This window comes from Hydrogenophaga sp. LT287, from assembly GCF_055702805.1.
Genome location: NZ_JBVPZC010000028.1, coordinates 26,479 through 51,397 on the forward strand (window position 1 = coordinate 26,479; position 24,919 = coordinate 51,397).

25 protein-coding genes are annotated in these 24,919 nt (G+C 62.3%); 8 read left to right on the forward strand and 17 right to left on the reverse strand.

The window, feature by feature from the left end:
* The first annotated feature begins 9 nt into the window (after positions 1-9).
* Both AC0GNR_RS16225 and AC0GNR_RS16230 read left to right on the forward strand, forming a co-directional pair.
* Positions 10-828, forward strand: a complete 819-nt coding sequence (locus AC0GNR_RS16225; protein ID WP_472901939.1) for an OmpA family protein — start codon at positions 10-12, stop codon at positions 826-828.
* A gap of 228 nt (positions 829-1,056) precedes the next feature.
* Positions 1,057-1,659 (forward strand): response regulator, encoded by a 603-nt coding sequence (locus AC0GNR_RS16230; RefSeq protein ID WP_472901940.1) that lies wholly within the window; start codon positions 1,057-1,059, stop codon positions 1,657-1,659.
* Between the two features lie 129 nt (positions 1,660-1,788).
* On the opposite strand, the gene AC0GNR_RS16235 is transcribed toward AC0GNR_RS16230, so the two are convergent.
* From AC0GNR_RS16235 to orn, 3 genes are all read right to left on the reverse strand, one after another.
* The gene (locus AC0GNR_RS16235; protein WP_472901941.1) at positions 1,789-3,729 is read right to left on the reverse strand and encodes a DEAD/DEAH box helicase; all 1,941 of its coding nucleotides are present in this window, start codon (positions 3,727-3,729) and stop codon (positions 1,789-1,791) included.
* Positions 3,730-4,133: 404 nt separating this feature from the next.
* Positions 4,134-5,720 (reverse strand): inorganic phosphate transporter, encoded by a 1,587-nt coding sequence (locus AC0GNR_RS16240; RefSeq protein WP_472901942.1) that lies wholly within the window; start codon positions 5,718-5,720, stop codon positions 4,134-4,136.
* Positions 5,721-5,825: 105 nt separating this feature from the next.
* Positions 5,826-6,428 (reverse strand): oligoribonuclease, encoded by a 603-nt coding sequence (gene orn, locus AC0GNR_RS16245; RefSeq protein ID WP_472901943.1) that lies wholly within the window; start codon positions 6,426-6,428, stop codon positions 5,826-5,828.
* Between the two features lie 100 nt (positions 6,429-6,528).
* Between orn and AC0GNR_RS16250 the strand changes: the two genes are divergently transcribed.
* From AC0GNR_RS16250 to rsgA, 3 genes are read left to right on the forward strand one after another with little or no spacing between them, the layout of a single operon-like run.
* Positions 6,529-7,818 (forward strand): M48 family metallopeptidase, encoded by a 1,290-nt coding sequence (locus tag AC0GNR_RS16250; protein ID WP_472901944.1) that lies wholly within the window; start codon positions 6,529-6,531, stop codon positions 7,816-7,818.
* 15 nt (positions 7,819-7,833) lie between these two features.
* Positions 7,834-8,154, forward strand: a complete 321-nt coding sequence (locus tag AC0GNR_RS16255; protein ID WP_472901945.1) for a 4a-hydroxytetrahydrobiopterin dehydratase — start codon at positions 7,834-7,836, stop codon at positions 8,152-8,154.
* A 32-nt stretch (positions 8,155-8,186) separates the two neighbouring features.
* Positions 8,187-9,173 (forward strand): ribosome small subunit-dependent GTPase A, encoded by a 987-nt coding sequence (gene rsgA / locus AC0GNR_RS16260; RefSeq protein WP_472901946.1) that lies wholly within the window; start codon positions 8,187-8,189, stop codon positions 9,171-9,173.
* 26 nt (positions 9,174-9,199) lie between these two features.
* Here rsgA and AC0GNR_RS16265 read toward each other — a convergent pair whose 3' ends face one another.
* The 11 genes from AC0GNR_RS16265 to AC0GNR_RS16315 all read right to left on the reverse strand — a co-directional run bounded on the left by AC0GNR_RS16265 (position 9,200) and on the right by AC0GNR_RS16315 (position 18,580).
* Entirely contained in the window at positions 9,200-10,135 is a 936-nt protein-coding gene (locus AC0GNR_RS16265; protein ID WP_472901947.1) for a CobD/CbiB family protein, read from the reverse strand.
* A gap of 81 nt (positions 10,136-10,216) precedes the next feature.
* Complete coding sequence (locus tag AC0GNR_RS16270) at positions 10,217-10,900, reverse strand: CoA pyrophosphatase (RefSeq protein WP_472901948.1); 684 nt, start codon at positions 10,898-10,900, stop codon at positions 10,217-10,219.
* A 126-nt stretch (positions 10,901-11,026) separates the two neighbouring features.
* Positions 11,027-12,751, reverse strand: a complete 1,725-nt coding sequence (gene soxB, locus AC0GNR_RS16275) for a thiosulfohydrolase SoxB (protein WP_472901949.1) — start codon at positions 12,749-12,751, stop codon at positions 11,027-11,029.
* A gap of 126 nt (positions 12,752-12,877) precedes the next feature.
* Entirely contained in the window at positions 12,878-13,528 is a 651-nt protein-coding gene (soxX, locus tag AC0GNR_RS16280) for a sulfur oxidation c-type cytochrome SoxX (RefSeq protein ID WP_472901950.1), read from the reverse strand.
* A 15-nt stretch (positions 13,529-13,543) separates the two neighbouring features.
* The gene (soxA, locus tag AC0GNR_RS16285) at positions 13,544-14,311 is read right to left on the reverse strand and encodes a sulfur oxidation c-type cytochrome SoxA (protein WP_472901963.1); all 768 of its coding nucleotides are present in this window, start codon (positions 14,309-14,311) and stop codon (positions 13,544-13,546) included.
* A 123-nt stretch (positions 14,312-14,434) separates the two neighbouring features.
* On the reverse strand, positions 14,435-14,746 hold the full coding sequence (gene soxZ, locus AC0GNR_RS16290) for a thiosulfate oxidation carrier complex protein SoxZ (RefSeq protein WP_472901951.1): 312 nt from the start codon (positions 14,744-14,746) through the stop codon (positions 14,435-14,437).
* A gap of 58 nt (positions 14,747-14,804) precedes the next feature.
* Positions 14,805-15,260: a thiosulfate oxidation carrier protein SoxY gene (gene soxY, locus AC0GNR_RS16295; RefSeq protein WP_472901952.1), complete on the reverse strand. Its 456-nt coding sequence runs from the start codon at positions 15,258-15,260 to the stop codon at positions 14,805-14,807.
* Positions 15,261-15,294: 34 nt separating this feature from the next.
* Positions 15,295-15,633 carry a c-type cytochrome gene (locus AC0GNR_RS16300; RefSeq protein WP_472901953.1) on the reverse strand — a complete coding sequence of 113 codons (339 nt, stop codon included), beginning with the start codon at positions 15,631-15,633 and terminating at the stop codon, positions 15,295-15,297.
* A gap of 106 nt (positions 15,634-15,739) precedes the next feature.
* The gene (locus AC0GNR_RS16305) at positions 15,740-16,828 is read right to left on the reverse strand and encodes a c-type cytochrome (protein ID WP_472901954.1); all 1,089 of its coding nucleotides are present in this window, start codon (positions 16,826-16,828) and stop codon (positions 15,740-15,742) included.
* A complete protein-coding gene (gene soxC / locus AC0GNR_RS16310; RefSeq protein ID WP_472901964.1) occupies positions 16,828-18,099 on the reverse strand; it encodes a sulfite dehydrogenase in 1,272 nt (423 codons plus the stop codon). The genes AC0GNR_RS16305 and soxC overlap by 1 nt, the downstream gene beginning before the upstream one ends.
* Before the next feature lie 64 nt (positions 18,100-18,163).
* Entirely contained in the window at positions 18,164-18,580 is a 417-nt protein-coding gene (locus AC0GNR_RS16315; protein WP_472901955.1) for an ArsR/SmtB family transcription factor, read from the reverse strand.
* 382 nt (positions 18,581-18,962) lie between these two features.
* Between AC0GNR_RS16315 and AC0GNR_RS16320 the strand changes: the two genes are divergently transcribed.
* The 3 genes from AC0GNR_RS16320 (at position 18,963) to AC0GNR_RS16330 (ending at position 21,251) form a co-directional block, all read left to right on the forward strand.
* Entirely contained in the window at positions 18,963-19,271 is a 309-nt protein-coding gene (locus AC0GNR_RS16320) for a c-type cytochrome (protein WP_472901956.1), read from the forward strand.
* A gap of 11 nt (positions 19,272-19,282) precedes the next feature.
* The gene (locus AC0GNR_RS16325) at positions 19,283-20,563 is read left to right on the forward strand and encodes an FCSD flavin-binding domain-containing protein (protein WP_472901957.1); all 1,281 of its coding nucleotides are present in this window, start codon (positions 19,283-19,285) and stop codon (positions 20,561-20,563) included.
* Between the two features lie 73 nt (positions 20,564-20,636).
* Entirely contained in the window at positions 20,637-21,251 is a 615-nt protein-coding gene (locus AC0GNR_RS16330) for a c-type cytochrome (protein WP_472901958.1), read from the forward strand.
* A gap of 460 nt (positions 21,252-21,711) precedes the next feature.
* On the opposite strand, the gene fba is transcribed toward AC0GNR_RS16330, so the two are convergent.
* The 3 genes from fba to AC0GNR_RS16345 form a co-directional block, all read right to left on the reverse strand.
* Complete coding sequence (gene fba, locus AC0GNR_RS16335; RefSeq protein ID WP_472901959.1) at positions 21,712-22,779, reverse strand: class II fructose-bisphosphate aldolase; 1,068 nt, start codon at positions 22,777-22,779, stop codon at positions 21,712-21,714.
* Positions 22,780-22,935: 156 nt separating this feature from the next.
* Positions 22,936-24,129: a phosphoglycerate kinase gene (locus tag AC0GNR_RS16340; RefSeq protein WP_472901960.1), complete on the reverse strand. Its 1,194-nt coding sequence runs from the start codon at positions 24,127-24,129 to the stop codon at positions 22,936-22,938.
* A gap of 10 nt (positions 24,130-24,139) precedes the next feature.
* The coding region (locus AC0GNR_RS16345) for a type I glyceraldehyde-3-phosphate dehydrogenase (protein WP_472901961.1) at positions 24,140-24,919 on the reverse strand (780 nt) is incomplete at its 5' end.

Sequence of the window (24,919 nt, forward strand, 5' to 3'; positions counted from 1 at the left end):
CGTTGACCCATGAAAACCCTGGACCCGCTTGAGCGTGACAACGCGTTTGGCGCAGCGCCTGACACGCCGCCCAACGCAGCGCTAACTAACAACCAACCAGCGCCAAACCACGCACCCCCACCCAGCGCACGCCCACGCCACACGGCCAACCGCTGGCACATCGAGCCCGTGATGGAAGCGCAAGAAGAAAGCTGGCTGATGACCTACCTGGACGTCATCACCCTGCTGTTGGTGATGATGGTGGTCATGCTGTCGTTGGCCGGGCCGCCCAACGGCGAAACCACCACCGACGCTGAACACCCGCAGCCAGACCCCGTGGCCGCAGCACCGGTGCCCACCCAGGTGTCGCCCGACATCGTGCCGCCCGTGCCCCTGCCGGTGGCGCTGCCCGCCGCCACCGATCCCCTGGCCGGGCTGCCGCTGGAGCAGCTGGGCAAAGATATTGAAGTGGTGAAAAGCGACACCGGCGTTCGCCTTCGTATCAGCAGTGAAATCTTGTTCAGCTCCGGCGCCGCCAGTCTGGCCCAGGGCGGGCTTTCGGTGCTGGACACCCTACTGCCCGTGCTGAACGCCCAACCCGAGCTGCGCCTGGTGGTCGAAGGCCACACGGACAACGTCCCCATACAGACCGAGCGGTTCCCGTCCAACTGGGAGCTGTCAACCGGCCGCGCCGCCAGCGTGGCCCGGTATTTGATTGAGCGCGGCATTGCACCGCAGCGGCTGCAAGCCACTGGCTATGCCGATACCCGCCCGATCAGCGATGCACAGAGTCCTTCGGAGAAGGCGCTCAACCGGCGGGTGGAGTTGACGATGGAGATACCGCGGTAGGTAGGGTGACCTTCCCTGAGGCGCGCGGCTTTCAAAGCCTTCCCACCGAGGTTGGAGGATCGTTTGGTGGCACTGACCGGGGAACCAAAACACCGCACCAGGTTTGCAGGATTGGCCCCTCCCCTTTCTCAACCCGAACGCAATGGCGCGTTCAGTACACAAAATGTGCAAACAACAATAGAAAAATGTCAAAATAAGACGATCTATCTAATTTTGTCGGTTCAACACATGTCTACATCTTCCGATTACTGTGGCACTTTTGAAGCAGCTCGCATGCTCGGCCTGTCGGTGGGCACCGTGCAGTCGCTCGTGGAACGGGGCGAGCTTGAGGCGTGGAAAACCCAAGGCGGCCACCGCCGTATTGCCAACCAGTCTCTGCGCGATTACCAAGCCCGGCACGGAAACCAGGGCTCAAGCGGCCCTGAAAGCAACCCGATGCTGCGGGTGTTGGTGGTCGATGACGACTTGGTGACGCTGGAAGTGGTGCGTGCCGCAACCGAACAGTGGGGTCTGCCTTTGTCCTGCACGCTGATGTCTTCTGCGGTGGAAGCGCTGCTACAAATTGGGACGCTGCGACCGCATGTGTTGCTGACCGATCTGAGCATGCCCGGCGTGGACGGCTTTGAGTTGCTGCACTCGCTGCGCAGCAACCCGGCGTTTGCCTCCATGCTGCTGGTGGCGATCTCAGGGCTCAGCGAGGGCGAAGTGAAGGCCAAGGGCGGGCTGCCAGCCGACACGGTGTTTCTGAAAAAGCCGCTGGACCTGCGGTGGCTGCATGGTTTTTTGTCTGCCTTGGTGGCGACCAGACAACTCAAGGCTGCTCAGATCTGACAGCCTTGTCCGCAAGGCTGTGCTGAACAGCGCCCTCGCTGTTCGACCGCCGAGTCAGACCCGCACAGGCAAAAAAAAGCCGGACACAAGGTCCGGCTTTTTTATGGGCCCGAGGGCCCTTTGGTGCACTCAGCGTGGGCTGCGACGCGCCACGGGGCGAGCCGGTGCGCCACCTTCAGGGCGGCGGGGAGCGAACTCACCACCGCGCATGGCAGCGCGCTCGGAGTTGCCGCGGTCGCTGAAACGGTCACCACCGCGGGTGTCGGGGCGACTGTCTGGGCGGCCAAAGCTGGAGAAACCAGCTGGCTTGGCGCCGAAACCAGCGCGTGCTGGCGGCTTGTCACCAAAACCACGGCCTGCAGGGCGGCTGTCGCCACGGTTGTCAAAGCGGTTTTCGCTGCGAGGGGCTTCGCGCTCGAAACGGTTGCCTTCGAAGCGGGGTGCATCACCACGGCCTTCGAAGCGAGGCGCATCACCGCGACCTTCAAAGCGCGGTGCGTCACCACGGCCTTCGAAACGCGGGCCACGCGGTGCTGGCGCGCCACGGCGGTCGGCAAAGCGGTCGTTGCTGTTGCCACGGCCGCCTGGGCGGCCACCGGGGGCACCACCGCGTCCAAACGGCTCGGCGGACGGAGCGCGCTGGCGCGGCTCCATGCCAGGGATGGTTTCAACGGCAATGCGCTGGCGGGTGAAGGCTTCAATGTCGAAGATCTTGCGGCGGTCGCGCATTTCGGCAAACGTGATGGCCTGACCATCGCGGCCGGCACGGCCGGTGCGGCCAATGCGGTGCGTGTAGTCTTCGGCTTTCATCGGCAGGCCAAAGTTGAACACGTGGGTGATGGTGGGCACGTCAATACCGCGGGCCGCCACATCGGTGGCCACCAGAATCTGCACCTGGCCGTCGCGCAGCGCCATCAGGCGGCGGTTGCGAATGCCCTGGCTCAGTGCGCCATGCAAGGCCACGGCGGCAAAGCCGGACTGTTGCAAGTCGGTGGCGAGGCCGTCGCATTCAATTTGCGTGCTGCAAAACACAATGGCCTGGTTGATGGTGGTGTCGCGCAACCAGTGGTCGAGCAGCGTGCGCTTGTGCTGGGCGTTGTCGGCCCAGAACAGCTTTTGCTGGATGTTGACGTGCTGCTCTTGCGGGCTGTCGATCTGGATTTTCTGGACGTGCTTGCCGCCGTCGTGCATCACGCGCATGGCGAGCTGCTGAATGCGGGGGGCAAACGTGGCCGAGAACATCATGGTCTGGCGGCGCTGGCTGGTCATGTCGTTGACATCGGCCAGGTCGTCGGAGAAGCCCAGGTCGAGCATGCGGTCGGCTTCGTCAACCACCAGGAACTGCACTTTGTCGAGTTTGATTTGCTGCGAGCGCTGCAGATCCAGCAAGCGGCCAGGGGTGGCCACCACCAGATCGGCGTTTTGCAGGCGTGCAATCTGCACCTGGTAAGGCATACCGCCCACCACGTTGGCAATGCGCAGGCCGCGGCAATGGCGCACCAGGTCGATGGCGTCTTGCGCCACCTGCTGGGCCAGTTCGCGGGTAGGGCACAAGATCAGGGCGCCGGGGGTGGCGGCCTTGAAGTTGCGTGCGCTGGTGGGGTCTTTGCGCTTGGGGCGCTTGGGGGCAACTTCACCGCGTGCCAGGGCTTCGGCCACGGAGCGGTCGAAGTCGGCGCGCTCTTGGGCTTCTGCCTGGGCTTGCTGTTGCAGCAACGTGTGCAGCACGGGCAGCAAGAAAGCAGCGGTCTTGCCGCTACCGGTCTGGCTGGAAACCATCAGGTCGGCAAAACGGGCTTCGCCTTCGGCCAACATGGCCTTGGGCACCACATTGTTTTGAACCTGGGTGGGCTTGGTGTAACCCAAGTCGACACAGGCTTGCACCAGCTCGGGCGCCAGGCCCAGCAATTCAAAGCCGTTGGGCTCGGTTACCACCGGTGCGGCGTCGGCCACAGCGTCGGTTTCAGGAGCGGCTTCCACGGCCACGTCGGCCACTTCAGCGATAAAAGCGTCTTGCGCAGGCGAAAATTCGTCGCGGGTGTTGTCGGAGAAATCCAGTGAGTCGTTCATGTTCCATCATCCTGTGCGCAAAAAAATGGCGCGCACGTGATCGAGCAAAGCGGGAACTGTTCCAGGCAGACGGGCAAAGCCGGTGCCGCAGGGTCAGGCTGCTTCATTCGTGGTTGGCAAAAACATCAACCATCAAACGAAGAGCGCCGCTCGTCAGATCAGGAATCTGGCAGAGGATGGCGCATGGGCCCTGGAGATAAACATCAACCGTGAAGACCCGCCGAAGGTGGGTGGCTGTCACGGTCGTGGCCGTCATTGGGGAAGCTTGAGCGGTTTGGCTATTGGCTTCCCGACGGCATCAGGACTCTGAGTGTGAGGCAGATGCACAATATGCGCAGTTTCCTGCGCAGCCACTGATTATGGCAGATTTTAGGGAAAACCCTAGAATTATTTTTACACGCGGCTCAACTGAGCACGGCTGCCACGATGTGGAAGAGGATGGCCGCCAGCACCGCGGTGGCCGGCACGGTCACGATCCAGGCGGCCACGATGCGCATGACCGCCGAGCGTTTGACGATTTCCTGCTTGTAGGCTTTCTTCAGGGCCTTGCGCTCGCTCTTGGCAAACAGGGCGCCTTCGGCCTCCTCGCGTGCTTTGGTTCGGCGCTTCATGTCGGCCAGCATGCGTTTTTTCTCCAACACCTCGGCCGCCTCGAAGCGCTGCAGATACGCCTCAACCTCGGCCCGGTCTTGGCCCTGGTGGCCCGCAAACACCACGGCCTCCATCTTGGCGTAGTTCACCTTCAGCAACTCGCGCAGAAAACCCACACCAAACACCGCACCAATGGTCACGTGCGTGGTGGACACCGGCATTCCCAGCTGGGCCGCCACGATCACGGTGAGCGTGGCCGCCATGGCAATAGAGTACGCACGCATGTTGTCCAGCTCGGTGATTTCCTTGCCCACGGTGCGAATCAGCTTGGCGCCATACAAAGCCAGACCAATGGCCAAGCCCAGCGCACCCAGCACCATGATCCACAGGGGCGTTGCGGCCTTGGTGGCCACTGCGCCCGACTTCACCGCTTCGTAAATAGCCGCAAGGGGGCCAATGGCGTTGGCCACGTCGTTGGCGCCATGGGCAAAGCTCAACAATGCGGCCGAGCACACCAGCGGCCAGGTGAACAAGCGGTTCACACCATCTTTGCTGTTGTCCTGGCGTGCCGCCATGCGCGCCACCGGCTTGCGGACCAATGCCCAGGCCACAGCGGCCATGAGCACACCGGCCAGCAGCGCCGTCACGAAGCCAACCTTGACCAACTGCCCCAGACCTTTGAGCATCATGTAGGTGCCAAAGGCCCACACCATGACAGCGATGAGCCACGGCACCATGCGGGTGGCCGCCTCGGTTTTTTCAGCCCGGTAGGTGATGCTGCGCTTGATGACGTAGAGGAAGCCCGCCGCAATGGCGCCGCCCATGAGGGGCGAAATAACCCAGCTCGCCACAATGGCGCCAATGGTGCTCCAGTTGACCAGGCCCCATCCACCCGCAGCAATACCCGCGCCCATGACGGCGCCAATGATGGAGTGTGTGGTGGACACGGGTGCGCCCACTGCGGTGGCGAGATTCAGCCAGAGCGCGCCGGCCAGCAGCGCCGCAAACATGACCCAGGCGAACCGGCTGGGGTCGGCAATTTGATCTGCGTCGATGATGCCGCCCTTGATGGTGCCCACCACCTCGCCCCCGGCCACGATGGCACCCAAGACTTCAAAAACCGCGGCGATCAGAATGGCCCAGCCCATGGTGATGGCGCCTGAACCCACAGCAGGGCCCAGATTGTTGGCCACATCGTTGGCGCCAATGTTCATGGCCATGTAAGCGCCCACAGCCGCTGCCACAATCAGCAGCCACACGGCCGACGACGCGAGACCCACCGTGGAGGCGCCGGTGAGCGAGGCGTACACACCAACCAGGATCAGGAACAAAACGGCCGCGCCGAGTTGCAGCACGTCTTGGTACTTCGAGACGAAACGGGATTTGGATTTTTTTGTCATAGAAAATTCGCGCAATTGTCTCAATTTTGACATGCTGCACGCAGCCCGCGCCACATCGGCGGGGCCCAAGCCAACACCTTGCAGCACCAGCCAGATGGGCGCGCTTCAGCGCAAAAAGTGCGTGCGGTAGTGCTCAAGTTCGTCAATCGACTCGTGCACATCGGCCAAGGCGGTGTGTTTCTGGTGCTTTTTAAACGCGTCGTACACCGCCGGGCTCCAGCGTTTGGCCAATTCTTTGAGCGTACTCACGTCCAGGCAGCGGTAGTGAAAATACGCCTCCAGCTTGGGCATGAACTTCACCAGAAAGCGGCGGTCTTGGCTAATGGTGTTGCCGCACATGGGCGAGCTGTTTTTGGGCACGTATTTGCCAATAAACGCCAGCAACTCGGCCTGCGCCTGCTCTTCGGTCACGGTGCTGGCGCGTACCTTGTCAATCAGGCCACTGCGGCCGTGCGTGCCCTTGTTCCAGTTGTCCATGGCACCCAGCACGGCGTCGCTCTGGTGAATCACCAGCACCGGGCCTTCCACCCGGGGCGTCAGTTGCGGGCCGGTGATCACCACCGCAATTTCCAGCAAGCGCTCCTTTTCCGGGTCGAGCCCGCTCATTTCGCAGTCGATCCAGACCAGGTTCTGGTCACTTTTGACCAAGGTAGGCACAGTTGCCGGGGTCGCGGCGGCGGGAATTTCAATGGGGTTGGTCGATGTCATGGCGTGATTTTCGCCGATCCGGCACAGTCGCCCGCCGGAGCGAGGGGAAACCTGTGGTCCGTGCGCCGCGGCGGGTACGGTCTTCGATAGACTCGCTGGCATGGACACCGAATCATTGATTTTCACCGCCGTCTTCTGCGCCCTGCTGGTGCTCAGCCTGATCACGCGCACCGTGCTGGCGAGCCGCCAGATACGGCATGTGGCCCGGCACCGCGGCACCGTGCCGGCGGCTTTCAGCCACACCATTTCACTGCCCGCCCACCAAAAGGCGGCCGACTACACCATCACCAAGTCGCGCTTTGGCTTGCTGGAGCTGGCCATTGACGCCGCGCTGCTGCTCGGCTGGACGCTGCTGGGCGGGCTGGACTGGCTCAACCAGACGCTGCTGGGCGCACTGGGTGGCGGCATGGTGCAACAACTGGCCTTGCTGGCAGCTTTCACGCTCATTGGCGGGCTGATTACGCTGCCGTTGGGGTGGTGGGCCACGTTCCGCATTGAAGAGCGCTTTGGCTTCAACAAAATGACGCTCTCCCTTTGGCTGGGTGACCTGGTCAAGGGCGCGCTCGTGGGTGCCCTGGTGGGGCTGCCCATCGCAGCGCTGGTGTTGTGGCTCATGGGCGCGGCAGGCGCCACCTGGTGGCTCTGGGCCTGGGGCGTGTGGATGGCGTTCAACTTGCTGGCGCTGGTGCTGTACCCCACAGTGATCGCGCCTTTGTTCAACAAATTTGAGCCGCTGCAAGACGAAACGCTGAAGGCCCGTGTGAACGCGCTGATGCAGCGCTGCGGCTTTGCGGCCAAGGGCTTGTTTGTCATGGACGGTAGCAAGCGCAGCGCCCACGCCAACGCGTACTTCACCGGTTTTGGCGCCGCCAAGCGCGTGGTGTTTTTTGACACCCTGTTGCAGCAGCTCAACCCGGCCGAAATTGATGCCGTGCTGGCGCACGAACTGGGCCACTACAAACGCCGCCACATCATCAAGCGTATTGCGCTTATGTTTGGCTTGAGCCTGCTGGGCTTCGCGCTGCTGGGCTGGTTGTCTGGACAAGCCTGGTTTTACACCGGGCTGGGCGTCATGCCGGCGCTGGATGCACCCAACGACGCCCTGGCCCTGCTGCTGTTCATGATGGCGGTGCCTCTGCTCACTTTTTTCCTTTCACCGCTGATGGCAGGCATGTCGCGCAGCCACGAATTTGAAGCCGACGCCTACGCCATGGCCCAGACCAATGGGGCGGATCTGGCCAGCGCATTGCTCAAGCTCTTCAAGGACAATGCCAGCACGCTCACTCCCGACCCGGTTTACGCGCGGTTTTATTACTCGCACCCGCCCGCCAGCGAGCGCCTGGCCCGCCTGCTGGCCGCCAGCCCCACCCACACCGCCACGCCTGCCTGAAGGCACACCGACACCATGAACCCCATTCACCAAAACCGCCGCGCCCTGTCGGCCACCGAAATCGTGACGCAACTCACCCAGCTCAACGGCGATGCCGCCCAAGGCTGGAAGCTCATCGACGGCGCGCTGGAGAAGACCTACACCTTCACCAACTTCCACGAAACCATGGCCTTCGTGAACGCGCTGGCCTGGGTGGCGCACCGCGAAGACCACCACCCCGACCTGGCCCTGGGCTACAGCCGTTGCACCGTGCGCTTCAACACGCACGACGTGGGCGGCATTTCGGTGAGCGACTTCTTCTGTGCGGCGGCGGTTGACGCCCTGCTGAAAGCCTGAATGCACCGCCTCACACCCGCAGGGCGCACCGCTTGAAGCGCAACCACACCCCGCAGCCCGCTGGGGCCAGCGCTGCGACGACACCCCCGACTGAAGGCTTGGTGGTGGCGGCCCACGGGCGGCACTGTCTGGTGGAAAGCCCCGACGGCGAACGCCGCATTTGCCACCCCCGCGGCAAAAAGAGCCAAGTCGTCGTGGGTGACCAGGTGCTGTGGCAGACCACGGGCGACGAAGGCAGCATCGAGCGCGTGCAGACGCGGCGCAACCTGTTTTACCGCCAGGACGAGATGCGGACCAAGTCGTTTGCGGCGAACCTGGACCAGATACTCGTGCTGGTGGCAGCCGACCCCGAGTTTTCAGAAAGCCAACTCGCGCGCGCGCTGATCGCGGCCGAGGCCGAGCACATCGACGTGCTGATCGTGCTCAACAAGAGCGACGTGCAGCCGGGCTTTGACCGCGCCTGGGCACGCCTGGCGCCCTACCGCCGCATGGGCTGTGCGGTACTGCCCTTGCGCCTCAAAGGTGAAACCGCCGCCACCACCGAAGCCGGGCTGGACGAGCTGCAAGCCCGATTGGCCGGCAAACGCACCCTGGTGCTCGGACCTTCGGGCGTGGGCAAAAGCACCTTGGTCAACCGGCTTGTGCCGCACGCGCGAGCGCTCACCGGTGAAATTTCTCGCGCGCTCAATTCGGGCAAGCACACCACCACCAGCACCACCTGGTATTGGGTGGACGAGCAACGCCAGACCGCCCTGATCGACTCGCCAGGTTTCCAGGAATTTGGCCTCAACCACATCGAACCCATGCAGCTGGCGCACCTGATGCCCGACCTGCGCGCCAACCTGGGCACCTGCCGTTTTTACAACTGCACCCATTTGCACGAACCCGGTTGCGCCGTGGTGTCGCATGTACAGACCGGTGACGAGCCTTCGGCCAACGATGCCCTGGCCATCAACCCTTACCGCTACCAGATCTACCGGGAACTGTTCGACGAACTGTCGAACAAGCGGCGCTACTGAGCGGCTGAGAGCGGAGGCGTCTGCGCTCAGCCCACCAGCCGGGCCAGCGTCAACAAAGCCAGCAGCAGCATCCAGAGCACCACGGTGCGCCACACCAGGCCCACCACGCTACCCAGATGCGCCAACTGGGGCTCGGGGCGCAAGCTGTTGTCGGCATCGTCAATGGGATCGGCGCTCTCCGGCTGCGACGCCAGCCGCACGTTGAGCGCGCCCGACGTGGCGGCGAGCACCACACCGTCGCTGCCCGGTGCAAAGCGTTCGGCGTCACCCCGCCAGCTCGCCACCGCTTCTTCAAAGTTGCCCACAATGGCAAAGCCCAGTGCCGTCACGCGGGCTGGCAGGTGGTCGACCCATTGCCAAGCCAGCGCGGCGGCACGGCGCAAGGCTTCGCTGGGGGTGCCGTCGGGGCGAGCGCGCCAGTTGCGCGACAGGTACTCGGCCATGCGGTACAGCACCGCGCCCGCAGGCCCCAGGCCAAGCACCCAGAACACGACGAACGCAACCAGCACACCAAACACATGGCGGTGGGCCGACAGCACCGAATGCTCGATCACCTGGCGCAACAGCTCGGTGCGGGGCAGGCTGCTGGCGTCCACTTGCAGCCATTGCGCCAGCTTTTCCCGCGCAGCCATGTCGTCGCCCACGTCCAGCGCCTGCCGGATCTCGCTGAAATGGTGGCTGAACTGCCGGAAACCCAGGGTCACATACAACACCCCGACCATCCACACAAAAGCAAGCACGGTGCTGAATTGCCACAGTCCCCAGTAAACCAGACCCGCCACCAGCGCGGGCACGCCCGCCGCTAGCGCCCAGGCCGTCCAGCCGTGGGCCGATTGTCCGGCGTCGAGGTTGCGGCGCACCATGCGGGCCCAGCCACGCAAGCCCGCGTGAACCGGGTTGTCGTGCGCGAGCGGGCGGGCCTGCTCCAGCAACAGCGCGATCAGGATGGCGAAAAAACTCATGGCGTCATCATAGCGGCGCAGGTGCCGACCGCCGTGCCGGTGGCCCCCTCAGAGACCGCCCAAACGGCCACCCCTGGCCACTCATGCGCTGAGCATGCGGTAGAAGTTGCGCAACATGCCGGCCGTGGCGCCCCAGATGAAGCGCTCCTGGGCGCCGTCCTGGTAAGGCATGGAATACCACTCGCGCACCACCCCCTTAAATGTCCAGGCGTGGCGACGGTGGTGCAGCGGGTTCATGAGGTAAGCCAGCGGCACCTCAAACACGTCGTCCACCTCCTGCGGGTTGGGCTGCAAGGCGAATCCCGGTTGCACCAGCCCCACCACGGGTGTCACGGTGAACGCGGTGCCCGTGACATACACCGGCAAGGTACCCAGCACCTCCACGCGCTCGGGTGGCAGGCCAATTTCTTCGTGCGTTTCGCGCAGCGCCGCCGCCGTGGCGCTGGCATCTGTGGCGTCGAGCTTGCCACCCGGCAGCGCAATTTGCCCCGAGTGGGTAGACAAATGCAACGTGCGCTGCGTCAAGATCAGCATCAGCTGCTCGCGCATGACCAGGGGCAGCAGCACCGCCGCCTGGGCCGGCGCACGGTCGGCAAACATCTTTTCCTCCCGCAGCTCGGGCGTCCAGATGGGCGGACTGGCGAACAGCTGGCGCAAACCCTGCGGCGTCAGCCGGTGGGCGGCAGGCGCACACAAGCCATCGGCCTGCGCACCTTGCACCACAGGCACCTGGCGCGGATCAAAAATGGGCAAAGGCTTGAGCATGGCGCCAAGCATAAGGTCTGCCGGGCTGGCACAGCGGCCGCCTCGGTGACTGCCAGGTAGGTTCCACAGACAAAAAAGCCCCCAGGCCGGTGCGGCTGGCGGCTTCGTTTGGCGGAGCGGACCGGATCAGGCAGCGATACCCGGGTTGCCTTCCATGCCGATGATGGTGGGCGTGTTGATCTTGACGCCTTTGATCACCTTCTTGTCGCGCAGATAACCCGAAACGAGATCCCAGATGGGCTCGCCCTGCACGCCTTCTTGCACCGAGGCCCAACCGGCCACTTTGTACTTTTTGTCGGCGTCAATGGGCTTGCCTTTGAGCGTCATGTTGTTGATGCGCTTGCCGGCCGCCGCACCCGGGGTACAGCTGTACTGCATGCCGCCGATGCGCACCATGTCGCCGCCCTGCTGGTAGTACGGGTCAGGGTTGAACAGGTTGTCTGCCACATCTTCCAGAATTTCCTTGATCTGGGTGCCGGTGAATTCGTTGAGCGTGGTGGCCGGGTAGGTCAGCGCCATCTGGTCCATCATGCGCTCGTAGGTGATCACGTCACCAGGCAGCAGCGATGTGCCCCAACGCACGCCAGGCGAGAACGACATGTCAGCACCCTTGACGTCCATCAGCGCATCACAAATAACCTGATCCCACGAGCCGTTGAAGTTGCCGCGGCGGTACAACAGGTCTTCGGTAACGGCGAGCTTTTCTTCCAGCTTTTCTTTGTAAGGCGCGCGCACCTTGTCGATGTGGGCCTGCATCTCTTTGTCTGCCGGAAGCAGGTTCGAGAACACGGGCAGCAACTTGTAGCGAAAGTCTTGTACCTTGCCACCGCGCACGTCGAAGTCGAGCACGCCCAGAAACTTGCTGTTGGAGCCGGCGTTGGTCACCAGGGTCTGGCCACCGCTGTTTTTCACGATCACGGGGGCGGGCATGCCGTCGTGGGTGTGGCCGCCCAGCACGGCGTCGATGCCCCGCACGCGCGAAGCCATCTTGATGTCCACGTCCATGCCGTTGTGCGACAGCACGACCACTACCTGCGCGCCTTTGGAGCGCGCCTCGTCCACCATCTTCTGCATGTGCTCGTCCTGGATGCCGAACGACCAGTCAGGCACCATGTGGCGCGGGTTGGCAATGGGGGTGTAGGGGAACGCCTGACCAATCACGGCCAGCTTCACGCCGTTCATTTCGCGCATGGAATACGGCGCAAACACCTGGTCGCCGAAATCGGACGTCTGGACGTTTTGCGCCAGGAAGTCGATGTGACCTTTGAAGTCTTTTTCGACAACCTCTTGAACCCGTTTGGCACCAAAGGTGAATTCCCAGTGGGGCGTCATCATGTTCACGCCCAGCAGCTTGCACGCGTCAACCATGTCCTGACCGTTGGTCCACAGCGAAGTGGCACTGCCCTGCCAGGTGTCGCCACCGTCGAGCAGCAAGGCATGGGGGCGGCTGGCTTTGATCTGCTTAACCAGCGTGGCCAAGTGGGCGAAACCACCCACCTTGCCAAAGGTCTTGGCGGCTTGCGAGAAGTTCAGGTAGGTGAACGCGTGCGCTTCGGCCGTGTTGGGCTTGAAGCCGTAATGCTTGAGCAAGCCCTCACCCACGATGTGCGGCGGGCGACCCAGCGCCTCGGCCACCCCCAGATTCACATTGGGTTCGCGAAAATAGATGGGCTGCAACTGAGCGTGGCAGTCGGTGAAGTGCAAGAAGCTGACATTGCCGAATTTGGGCACGTCGTACAAACGCTCGCCCGCGCCGGGCGCGGCAGCCAGCACGTCTTTTTGGCCGATGGCCATACCGGTCGCACTGGCCACGGCGAGCACCTGCATGAATTCACGACGACTGAAGCTCATAAACATTCCTTAACAATTGATTACTGATATTTGCACCAAATTTTTAGTCGAAATGCCCGACCAACCGAAGCTGGCCGGGACATGCGCGCAGGTCAGGCGTCCTGTGCGCAAAGCCACATCACATGATCACTTGTTGACCGGTGAAGCGGGATCCAGCAGGAGCGCCATTACGTCCTGAATCTGCTTTTCGTTCAAGATACCCATGTGGCCGGCACGCGGCATTTGTGAGCAGGCGTTGTAGGCACGGGCGTTCCAAAGTTTGCCCCAGGTGTATTCGACAATAGCCTTGGAGGCCGCGGCGTTCGGATCGGTCACGCCGCGCAGCTTGCCATAGTTGTACAGACTGGGGCCAAGATTGCCGAAGGAAATTTCTTCCTTGCCGATCATGTGGCAGTTGTAGCAGTTGCCGCCGTTGGCCGAACCCGCAGCATCGCTCCACGTCAAACCGCGACCGCTCTGGGCAATTTTTTCGCCCTCTTTCCAGTCGCCGAGAAACTTGCCGTCGCTGGGCCACTTCACGGTCTTGAGGTTGGCTTCTTCGATGGCCTTGGCCACCTTTTCGTCCAGCGGTTTGCCCGCGACATCGGCAGCGCTGCACTCGCGATTGGCGTCGTCTTGCTGCAGGCGGTCGAGCTTGGCAATGCCACGGTCCTGGAACGACGCTTTCACCACATCGGCGGTCATTTTGTCGTAGTCAGCACCTGAGGGCGACGATGTACAACCCGCGAGCACCAGGGCGGCCAAAGGGATGAGTGCGAATTTCATGGTGGTTTTCATGTCGGTGTCTCCTGATCAGCGCTTGATGGCCGGCACGATGGATTCGGCGGTCTTGGCATTGACGCCCATGTACACACCCAACGCGATGGTGGCGTCGCTGCCGAACTTGGGCTCGGGGAAGCGCTGCTGGCGGTAGCAGTCGTTCAAACGCAACTGCATGCCCCACATCTGCGAATTCGACACGCGGTAAGCGGGCCAAGCGGCAAAACCAACCCCATCTCCGGGATTCTTGGTCAGGTTGGGCAGGTCTTGCAGACGGATACGACCGCCATCAACGCCATGGCAGGACGAGCAAGCGAAATCGTGCGGACCGCCGCGTGCGAAGAACAGGCGCTTGCCCACCTCGTACATGTTTTTCTCTTGTTCATGCGCCTGCGGCAGGTTGAAACGCATGCCCTTGGAAGCGGTCGCCACATAGGTGGCCAACGCCGTCACGTTGGCCATTTCACCGCGGCCAAAAGGCGTCTTGGCAATTTCGGCCGCATTGAATCCCTGCAAGGTTTCCATGCAGGTGATCAAACGGGTTTCCAGGTCCTGCACCCGGCCCGTGTCTTTGAAATAACGGGGCAATTCAACGAAAGCACCAGCGATCACGCCGGGGCCTTTGCCCAGATCGCATTGCTCCAGCGAAACATTCTTCGGGCCACGCTTTTGCTTCCAGAGCTCTTCGCCCTTCATCTCAAACAGCTCGGCAGGGTTGCCGTCGGCCAGCATTTCACGGTATTTGGCGATGCCCTCAGCGGCAGTGCCCTGTGCGTGTGCAGCAGACAGTCCGACGGACATGACGGCAGACAGCAAAAGCAGGCGTTTGGCCACGGATTTCTTCATCTGGAGTCTCCTTCTTTTTGCATTGAAAAATCAAAAACGGCCAGACTTCGCAGGCTGGCCGTTTGCACCATGCACCAATCAGGCGATAGCGGCTTCGTCGGTGCGGGTTTCACCCTTGCTGTCGGTCCACTTCACCACGACCTTGTCACCCTTGGCGCCGCCCTTGAACTTGAAGGACAGGAAGGGGTTTTGCGACACAGAGCCGCTGAACATGGCCTTCAGCACGGTCTTGCCGGCGCTGGTGGCTTCCACGTCTTTGATGAAGTGGGCGGGGATGGTAGCGCCGGACGCGTCTTTGCGGGTACCGGGTTCCATGGGGTGGGACATGAGCACACGAACGGTGGTTTCGTCGCCAGCGAGGGCGGCACGGATGCGCATCGGATCTGCCATGATGGACTCCTAAGTTTTCAATGAAAGGTTTGTACGGTGACTTGGTTGATGGGGGCGATCAGCCGCCGCAGCCACCCAGGGTCACTTTGGTTTCTTTGCTGGCCGAGAACAGCTTGCCATCGGCCTTCACCACGGCGATCACGTTGGTGCTCTGACCCATCTTCAGACGGGTCTGAACGTCAGCCGCGGTACCCGCAGGGATCATGAAGCCAGCCGACAGCGGGGTTGGGTTCTTCTCGACGATGAGGTACATCTCGGTGGTGTTGGGCAGCTTGCTGGTGGCGCCCACGGGCACCACAGCGCCGTTTTCAGCGATGTCGGGGGACACCACAGAAACCTGGTCGCTGGTGGCGGCGGTGCCACCGATGGCTTTGAGCGCATCTTCCAGGGTCTTGACCTGGAAACTGGCGTGGTCCACAGCGGCCTGGGCCTGGCTCTGGGTGATGATGCCCAGCGACACCAGTGTGGCGAACGCCCCGGTGGTCTTGAGGGCGACACGGCGTGATTTGTTCATGTTGAGCTCCTGGTAAAAGAAAAATGTGAAAAGTTTACTTGTCGGGGGCACCGGCAAGAATCCAGGCGGCGAGCAGTTTCAACTCGTCGTCTTTCAGATTGGGTTGCGCAGGCATGGGGACAGGACCGTACATGCCGGAGCCGCCCGACTTGATGCGTGCAGCCACCTTGGCTTCGGCATCGGCCTGACCCTTGTGCTTGGCCGCCACGTCTTTGTAAGACGGACCGACCAGCTTCTTGTCCACCGCATGGCAAGCCAGGCAAGCGCTCTTGGATGCGAGCGCCTTGGCGGCAGCGGCGTCCATCGCGTAGGCTCCGGACATGGCCAGCAACGTAGTTATAGCGAAAGCAAGTTGTTTCGTCATCATTTTCATAGCTTAAGGTCTCCTTGACTTAAAGAAGTTGGGGTTTACGAGTAAATGCTGATATTAAGATGCACCAGCGGATCAACGGTTCCTGAGAAGATGTTCTTGCCCCCCCTTATTTCGCACCTGCAGCGATCCACTGCGCAATGGCTTTGGCTTCGGCATCCTTCAGCTGCGGTTGAGCCGGCATCGGGACAGCACCGTACACGCCTGAACCACCGTTCTTGATCTTGTCGATCAAATAAGCTTCAACATCTGCGCGACCTTTGTGCTTGGCGGCGATTTCATTGAAGCCGGGACCCACCACCTTGCTCTTCATGCCATGGCACGCCGTGCAACTGTTGGCATTCAGCAAAACCTTGGGGTCGCTGCCGCCTGCGGTTGGTGCCGCAGCCACCACCGGTGCGGGCAAGGCAGAAGAACCGACGGGGCCTTTGGGAGCAGGCTTCGTCGTGTCGGCGCCACGCACGGGACCAATGATGCGGTTTTGCTCGGCAATGTTGCCGTGCGCGTCGCGGGCAAAGTCGGGCAAGGAGGATCGGATGGTCGTTTCAACCGGGCAGTCCTTCATGCACGCCACATTTTTCACATCGCCCTTGCCGTTGACTTTCCACAGCGGCTCGTAGAACACCATGCCATTGCGGTTGGGCATGCGCTTTTGCACCTCGGCAATGTTCTTGTCGGTGAGGGTGAAGTCGGTCGGCACGATTTCAGCCAGGCTCAGAATATAGGCCGTCACGCCGTACACCTCGTCGGTGGTCAGCGTCTTGGGCGCATTCCAGGGCATGGCGCGGTTGATGTAATCCCAGATGGTGGAGAGCGTGGCCACCTTCATGAGCGTGGTCTTCTGGGGGAAGCTGCCGCCCTCCTCCAGGTTTTTCACACGGCCACGCTCAATGTCGGCCTTGGTGGTACCGCCCACGATAGGGGTGAACACTTCGTTGGACTCACCAAAGCTGCCGTGACAAGAGGCGCATTTGGCCTCCCACACTTCTTCGCCTTTGGCAACGCTGCCAGCGCCAGCAGGCAAACCCTTGAAGTCGGGACGCACATCGATGTCCCAGGCTTTCACCTCGGCGGGAGTGGCGTCGCGGCCAATGTTGTGCCAAGGCTGGGTCTGGGCCACGGCAGCACCGGAGCCCAACAAGGCCAGGGCCAGGGTCACGACCGCAGCGGGAGTGGAAATTTTGAATGAGGATTTCATCAGAACACCTGCACGTTGGAGACTTCACCGTTCTCAGACACTTTCCAGGACTGAATGGCGTTTTGGTGGTACACGGACTTGGTGCCCCGCACGGCACGCAGCTGGTTGATCTTGGGCTGCACGTAGCCGGTGCTATCGATCGCACGGCTCTGCAAAATGGCTGGCTTGCCATCCCACACCCAGTCAATGTTGAAACGGGTCAGGGCTTTCGGCAGCACGGGCCCTTCCATGCGCGCGGTGCGCCAGTTGCGTCCACCGTCCACGCTCACGTCCACCCGCTTGATGGCACCACGGCCCGACCAGGCCAAACCCGTGATGTTGTAGAAACCCTTGTCCAACAGCGTCTGGCTGCCCGACGGTGTGGTGATGACGGACTTGCACTCCTGAATGCCGGTGTACTGGCGGTGCGTGCCATCGGGCATGTGGTCGATGTAGTGAACCGCCTCGTCTTTCGTGGCGTACTTCATATCGCCCACCTCGATGCGGCGCAGGTACTTGACCCAGCTCACGCCTTGCACACCAGGCACCACCAGACGCAGGGGATAGCCGTTTTCGGGGCGCAGCATTTCACCATTCATCGCCCAGGCCACCAGGCAGTCGTCCATGGCCTGATCGATGGCGATCGTGCGGGTCATGGAGGAGCCATCGGCACCCTCGGCCAGCACGTACTTGCCATTCTTTTTGTCGTAGCCACACATTTCCAGCAGCGTCGACAGCAGCACGCCGGTGAATTCCGAGCAGCTGACCATGCCGTGCGTGTACTGCACCGAAGGCAGCGCCACGTTGCCCCACTCGGGTGCCGAGTTGGCGCCGCACTCAATGAAATGGATGCGCGACACGCTGGGCAGACGCATCAGGTCGTCCATGGTGAACACCCGTTCGCGCTTCACCAGGCCGTTGATCATCAAGCGGTGCTTGCTGGGGTCAATGTCCCACCAGCCCTGGTGGTGGCGCTCGAAGTGCAAACCACTGGGCGTGATGATGCCAAACAGACCCTGCAGCGGGGTAAAGCTGACCGAAGCCTGCGACACGCGGGTCAGACCCGGGCTTTCACGGCGCTGCAGGTTGCCCTCCCACTTGCTGGGCTTGCCATAGCCTTCCATGGCCACGGGCTGCCCCAGGCCCACGGTGTGCGCAGGCAGCTTCAAGATCGCTTCTTCGCCCTCGGCCGCCATGGCACGCGTCGTGGCGGTGGTGGTCGCGGCCACGCCAGCCCCCATGGCCAGGGCCTTGCCCATGAAACTGCGGCGCGCCTTGCGGGCCTCTTCCATTTTTTCGGCACTCAGGTGATTCTCAGGCGCGGGGAGGACGCGCCCAATGACTTCGCTCAGGTCTTTAGACACTTGCTTTTTCCTTCTGGTTGAGGGGGTTTGTGTGAGGAGCCCGGGCCGGCTGGCTTGGGCGGGGAGTCATGTCATCGACGAAATGGTTGAAGCTCTCGCGAGCGTTGGCCGCACTTTCAATGCGCCCAGCCACTTGCACCGACACCGCGCGGCACAATTCGACGTACATCGGGTCGGCCACTTTGTAAAAAATCTGGTTGCCATCGCGGCGACGCGACAACATGCCCGCCTGGTACATCAGGCCCAAGTGGCGCGAAGCGTTGGCCTGCGCCAGCCCGGTAGCCTTGAGGATGTCGTTCACGCAGCGCTCTTCCTGGCACAGCGCATGCAAGATGCGCAAGCGCGTGGGCTCGCCGAGCACGCTGAAATAGCGCGCCACAGACTCAAACACCTCATGCAGTTCATCCACCAGCGGTTCTCCGGTCAGGCTTTGTTTTGATCGTTCAAACTATATGATTGAATGCTGATATACCGATTAGTGTAAACCCGGATTCCCTCAAAAATCTGACAAACGGTGGTCACTGGCGCGGCGCAACAGCACGCACCGCAAGCAGCCGCAGCACCCCACACACCTCAAAAAAGCCCATTCCGGCCGGCCGTTTTAAGCTGACTTCACACTGACGCGAGCGGCACTGAACGCCCTTAATTCGCTAGGGTTTTCACGGGCTGGAGTCGCTGGGGGGCCGATGCTAGCATCAAACATCTAAATATGCGGAATTACTGATGCTTATGACAGTTGCAGGGGTCTGCTACAGTTTTAGACGGTGTTCAATCAAAACCAACCTCTGGAGATGATGATGGTCAAATCGATGAAGTGGCTGGCTGCGGGTGCTTTGTGCCTCGCCGCTGCGGGGGCGCAAGCCCAGGTCAACCAGGTCCGCGTCTGGGCAGCGGCATGTGCCAACTGCCATGGCACCGATGGGCGGGCGCTCCAGGGCATGGAGTCACTGGCGGGCAAGGACAAAGACGAACTGCTGCAGAAAATGCTGGACTTCAAGACCGGCAAGAAGCCCGCAACCATCATGCACCAGCTGTCCAAGGGCTACTCCGACGAACAACTCGGTCAGATCGCAGCTTACTTTGCTGCCCAGAAGAAATAAGGAGCCCCACCATGAAACGTCGTCAATTTGTACAAACGCTGGGCGCTGGCTCGGCTGTGGCTGGTCTGGGCTTGCTGGGCGGTTGCGCCGGTATGGGCGGCAGCAGCGCCAAGGTGGTGGTGGTGGGTGGCGGCTACGGTGGCGCCACCGCAGCGAAGTACGTCCGCATGTTTTCGGACTACGGCATCGACGTCACGCTGATCGAGCCCAACGAGACCTTCATCTCGTGCCCCATCTCCAACCTGGTGATCCAGGGCAGCAAAACGATTGCAGAAATCACCACGCCCTACGACAACCTGACCAAGCGCCACGGCGTGAGGGTGGTGCGCGACATGGTGGCCAGCATCGACGCTGAAAAGCGCATGGTCAAACTCGCCAGTGGCGGTGAACTGCCCTACGACCGGCTCATCCTGTCGCCCGGCATCGACTTCATGTGGGACAGCCTGCCCGGCATGGCCAGCCAGGCCGCCAAAGACAAGGTGCTGCACGCCTGGAAAGCCGGCGCGCAAACCGTGGCCCTGCGCAAGCAGCTCGAAGCCATGCCCGACGGCGGCGTCTACGCCCTGTCCATTCCGCTGGCGCCCTACCGCTGCCCGCCCGGCCCCTACGAGCGCGCCTGCATGGTGGCCAACTACTTCAAGAAGGCCAAGCCCAAGAGCAAGGTTGTGATCTTCGACGCCAACGACGACATCCAGTCGAAGAAGGGTCTGTTCATGAAGGCCTGGAAGGACCACTACGACGGCATGATCGAGTACCGGCCCAAGCACAAGGTCACCGATGTGGACGCCGCCACCAACACGCTGAAGTTTGAGTTCAACGACGACTTCAAAGCCGCTGTGGCCAACGTGGTACCCAACATGCGCGCCGGTGACATTGCCGTGAAGACCGGCCTGGCCACGGCCAACAACCGCTGGTGCGAAGTGGACTTCCTGACGTTTGAGTCCAAGGCCCACAAAAACATCCACGTGCTGGGCGACGCGATCCAGATCGCCCCGGGCATGCCCAAGTCCGGTCACATGGCCAACCAGCACGGCAAAACCTGCGCTGCGGCGGTGGTCTCGCTGCTGGCCGGCAAAGAAGCGCCGAGCATGCCTATTTATGCCAACACCTGCTACAGCTTCGTCACCGACGAAGACGTGGTCCACGTGGCCAGCGTGCACCGCTACGACGCGGAAAAGAAAACGATGCTGACGGTGCCCGGCTCGGGTGGTGTGTCGAGCGCGGCCAGTGAACTGGAAGGTCGGTACGCCCTCGCCTGGGCGCGCAACATCTGGGCTGACACACTGGCCTGATGAACTTCAAAGACGCCCCGTTGTCACAGCGGGGCGTTTTTTTCGCTTTCAAATATCAGTCTGAGGTTATGCAATGAAGGCCAATCGTCCTCTCCTCCTCTCCAGCATCGCCGCTGCCGCAGCGTTGTTGGCACCCACCAGCGCCTGGGCACAAGCCGACGAAGCCCGCGCCAAGAAGATTGCAGGCGGCTCCTGCTTTCTCTGCCACGGCGCACAGGGCGAGTCCACCAGCGAGGCTTTTCCACGGCTGGCTGGCCAGCACGCCGAGTACGTCGCCAAACAGCTTGAAGCCTTCAAGAGTGGCCAGCGCAAGAGCTCGGCCATGAACGAGATGGTGGCCAAGCTGACACCCGACGAAATGCTGGCGCTGGGCAAGTACTACGAAAAAATGAGCCTGCCGCGCGAAGAGGCCAAAGACCCCCAGCTGGCCGCCATGGGCCGCTACGTGTACCACAACGGCAACAAGTTCAGCGGTGTGCCAGCCTGCGTCAGCTGCCACGGCACGAACGCCGAAGGTGCCGCCAACCTGCCCCGCCTGGCCACCCAGTTTTCGGGCTACATCCACACGCAGCTGAAGTCGTTCAACAAACGCGACCGTACCAACGACAACGTGGTGATGCATGTGGTGGCGGAGAAGATGACGGAGCTGGAGATGGCAGCCGTCGCCGAGTACGTCAGCAGTAAGTAGGCTCCCCCCGCGCCGCGCTTGCAGCGCGTCACCCCCCCAGGGGCGATGCGAGTGGCCTGGCATAGCCGGTTGGCACTGGCCCCACCCCCGTCGCTTGTTCGCTGCGCGTAACCTCTCCGCCCCTCAAGGGGCGATGCGTGCTGCCCGGCATAGCCGGTTCCACCGCATCCTGGGTTGGGGCATTTCACCCCGGAGGGGAAGCCCGATCCCGATCCAGAGCTTCGCCGTGTGGCCGGGCTGAGCAGCGCAGGGGCGAGCGGATCAGGGCGGGCGTTGTCTGAGCGCAGCGAGTTCAGCCCGACCCCGCTCGAACCGAGCAGCGCAAGGCACCGCGCAGCGGCCCGGACTTCGGCTCGCCTTTTCTTTGCTTACTTTCTTTTGGCGAAGCAAAAGAAAGTGAGTCGGCCGCCGGGCCGAGACCCGGCTCGCCACGAAAGAAAAAGATCCACGACAAAGAGGCTCAAGCGACCCGAGCCACCAACGCACCCGAGTCATACCGCTTCTGCATCGCCTCCAAGCTGTACACCTGCGTGATCTTCGACGCCATGCCCGCCGCACCAAACGCCTCGTAGCGCGCCGCACAAATCGCCTGCATCGCCTTGGTCGCTTCCTTGTAGAACTTGCGCGGGTCGAAGTTCTTGCGGTCTTCGGCCAAATGCCGCCGAATAGCCCCCGTGCTGGCCATGCGCAGGTCGGTGTCGATGTTGACCTTGCGTACGCCGTTCTTGATGCCTTCCACGATCTCTTCCACCGGCACGCCGTAGGTCACGCCCATGTCGCCGCCATACTGGTTGATGATGGAGAGCCAGTCTTCCGGCACGCTGCTGGAGCCGTGCATGACCAGGTGCACGTTGGGAATGCGCTGGTGGATTTCTTTCACGCGGTCGATGCGCAGCACCTTGCCGCTGGGCTTGCTGCTGAACTTGTAGGCGCCGTGGCTGGTGCCGATGGCGATGGCCAGCGCATCCACCTGGGTCTTGCTCACGAAGTCGGCGGCTTCATCGGGGTCGGTCAGCAGCATCGAGTGGTCCATTTCGCCTTCAGCGCCGTGGCCGTCTTCCTCGCCAGCCTTGCCGGTTTCCAGCGAACCCAGGCAGCCCAGTTCACCTTCCACCGATACACCGCAGGCGTGGGCCAGATCCACCACCTGCTTGGTGGTGTTGACGTTGTACTCGTAGCTCGACGGCGTCTTGCCGTCGGCCAGCAGACTGCCGTCCATCATCACCGAGCTGAAGCCCGACTGGATGGAGCGCGCACAAATGGCGGGCGTTGCGCCGTGATCCTGGTGCATGCAGACGGGGATGTGCGGGTACATCTCGATCGCGGCCGAAATCAGGTGGCGCAAAAACGGCTCGCCCGCGTAGGAGCGCGCACCGGCCGAACCCTGCAAGATGACCGGGCTGTTCACCGCGTCAGCCGCCTGCATGATGGCCTGCACCTGCTCCATGTTGTTGACGTTGAAGGCCGGCAGGCCGTAGTGGTGCTCTGCCGCGTGGTCGAGCAGTTGGCGAAGGGATATCAGGGCCATGGAAAGTCTCCGGTCGATGGATCAATGAAAAAAAGGTTCGGGGAGCCCCCATCCCAGCCTTCCCCCAGGGGGGGAAGGAGCGAATACGGGGCTCTCCCCGACTGACCCCCTCCCCCTCTGGGGGAGGGCGGGGGTGGGGGCCCGTCAGCAAGGGTCTCATTCAGCGCGCCGCGCCAGCACCTCAAAAGCCGGCAGCGTCTTGCCTTCCAGCACTTCCAGGAACGCGCCACCGCCGGTGGAGATGTAGCCTACGTCCTTCTCAATGCCGTACTTGGCAATGGCCGCCAGCGTGTCACCACCACCGGCGATGCTGAAGGCGCTGCTCTCGGCAATGGCTTGCGCAATGACCTTGGTGCCGTTTTCAAACGCGGCGAACTCGAACACGCCCACCGGACCGTTCCACACGATGGTGCCGGCCTTTTTCAGTTGCTCGGCCAGCAAGGCCGCGGTCTCTGGGCCAATGTCCAGAATCAGGTCGTCGTCGGCCACGTCGGTGGCGGCTTTCACGGTGGCCACAGCGTCGGGGCTGAAGGTCTTGGCGGTCACCACGTCGGTGGGAATGGGCACCGCCGCGCCGCGCGCTTTCATGGCTTCGATCACGGCTTGGGCTTCACCCACCAGGTCGGGCTCGGCCAGGCTTTTGCCAATCTTCAAACCCGCCGCGAGCATGAAGGTGTTGGCAATGCCGCCACCCACAATGAGGCCGTCCACGTTTTTCGCCAGCGCTTGCAGGATGGTGAGCTTGGTGCTGACCTTGCTGCCGGCGACGATGGCGATCAGCGGGCGCTTTGGCGCGGCCAATGCTTTGCCGATGGCGTCCATCTCAGCCGCCAGCAGCGGGCCGGCGCAAGCGATGGACGCGGTTTCGGCGATGCCATAGGTGGTGCCTTCGGCGCGGTGCGAGGTGCCAAACGCGTCGTGCACGAAGATGTCGCACAGGGCGCCGAGTTTCTTGGCCAGCTCGGGGCTGTTTTTCTTTTCACCTTTGTTCAGGCGGCAGTTTTCCAACATCACCACCTCACCGGGCGCCACCGAAAAGTCGCCATCCACCCAATTGGCGACCACGCGCACCGAGCGGCCCATGAGCTCGCCCAGGCGCGCGGCCACGGGGGTCAGGGAGTCTTCGGGTTTGAATTCGCCTTCGGTGGGCCGGCCCAGGTGGCTGGTGACCATGACGGCGGCACCCGCGTCCAGCGCCATCTGGATGGCGGGGATGCTGGCGCGGATGCGGGTGTCTTCGGTGATGCGGCCGGCGTCGTCTTGCGGCACGTTCAGGTCGGCGCGGATGAAGACGCGTTTGTCGCGCGCAAAACCACTGGCGCACACATCGCTGAATCTCAAAAACTTCATGCCGTGCTCCTTACGCGCCAACCACGCGCACCATTTCCAGGCACTTGTTGGAGTAACCCCACTCGTTGTCGTACCAAGCCACCACCTTCACAAAGGTGCTGTCCAGCGCGATACCGGCATCAGCGTCGAACACGCTGGTGCAGGTTTCGCCACGGAAATCGGTGGCCACCACTTTGTCGGTGGTGTAGGCCAGCACGCCCTTCAGGGCGCCTTCGCTCTGGGCCTTCATTTCGGCGCAGATTTCAGCGTAGGTGGCTTCGGTGTTCAGCTCCACGGTCAGGTCGATCACCGACACGTCGGAGGTGGGCACGCGGAAAGACATGCCGGTGAGCTTCTTGTTCAGCTCGGGAATGACCACGCCCACGGCCTTGGCGGCACCGGTGCTGCTGGGAATGATGTTTTCCAGAATGCCGCGGCCACCGCGCCAGTCTTTGTTGCTCGGGCCGTCCACGGTTTTTTGCGTGGCGGTGGCTGCGTGCACGGTGGTCATCAGGCCGCGCTTGATGCCCCATTTGTCGTTCAGCACCTTGGCCACAGGGGCCAGGCAGTTGGTGGTGCAGCTGGCGTTGCTGATGATGGCCTGGCCGGCGTAGGTTTTGTCGTTCACGCCAAACACGAACATGGGGGTGTCGTCTTTGGAGGGCGCAGACAGGATGACTTTTTTGGCGCCGGCGTCCAGGTGTTTCTGGGCGGTGACTTTGTCCAGGAACAGGCCGGTGGACTCGACCACGATGTCGGCACCGACTTCGTTCCACTTCAGGTTGGCGGGGTCGCGCTCTTGCGTCAGGCG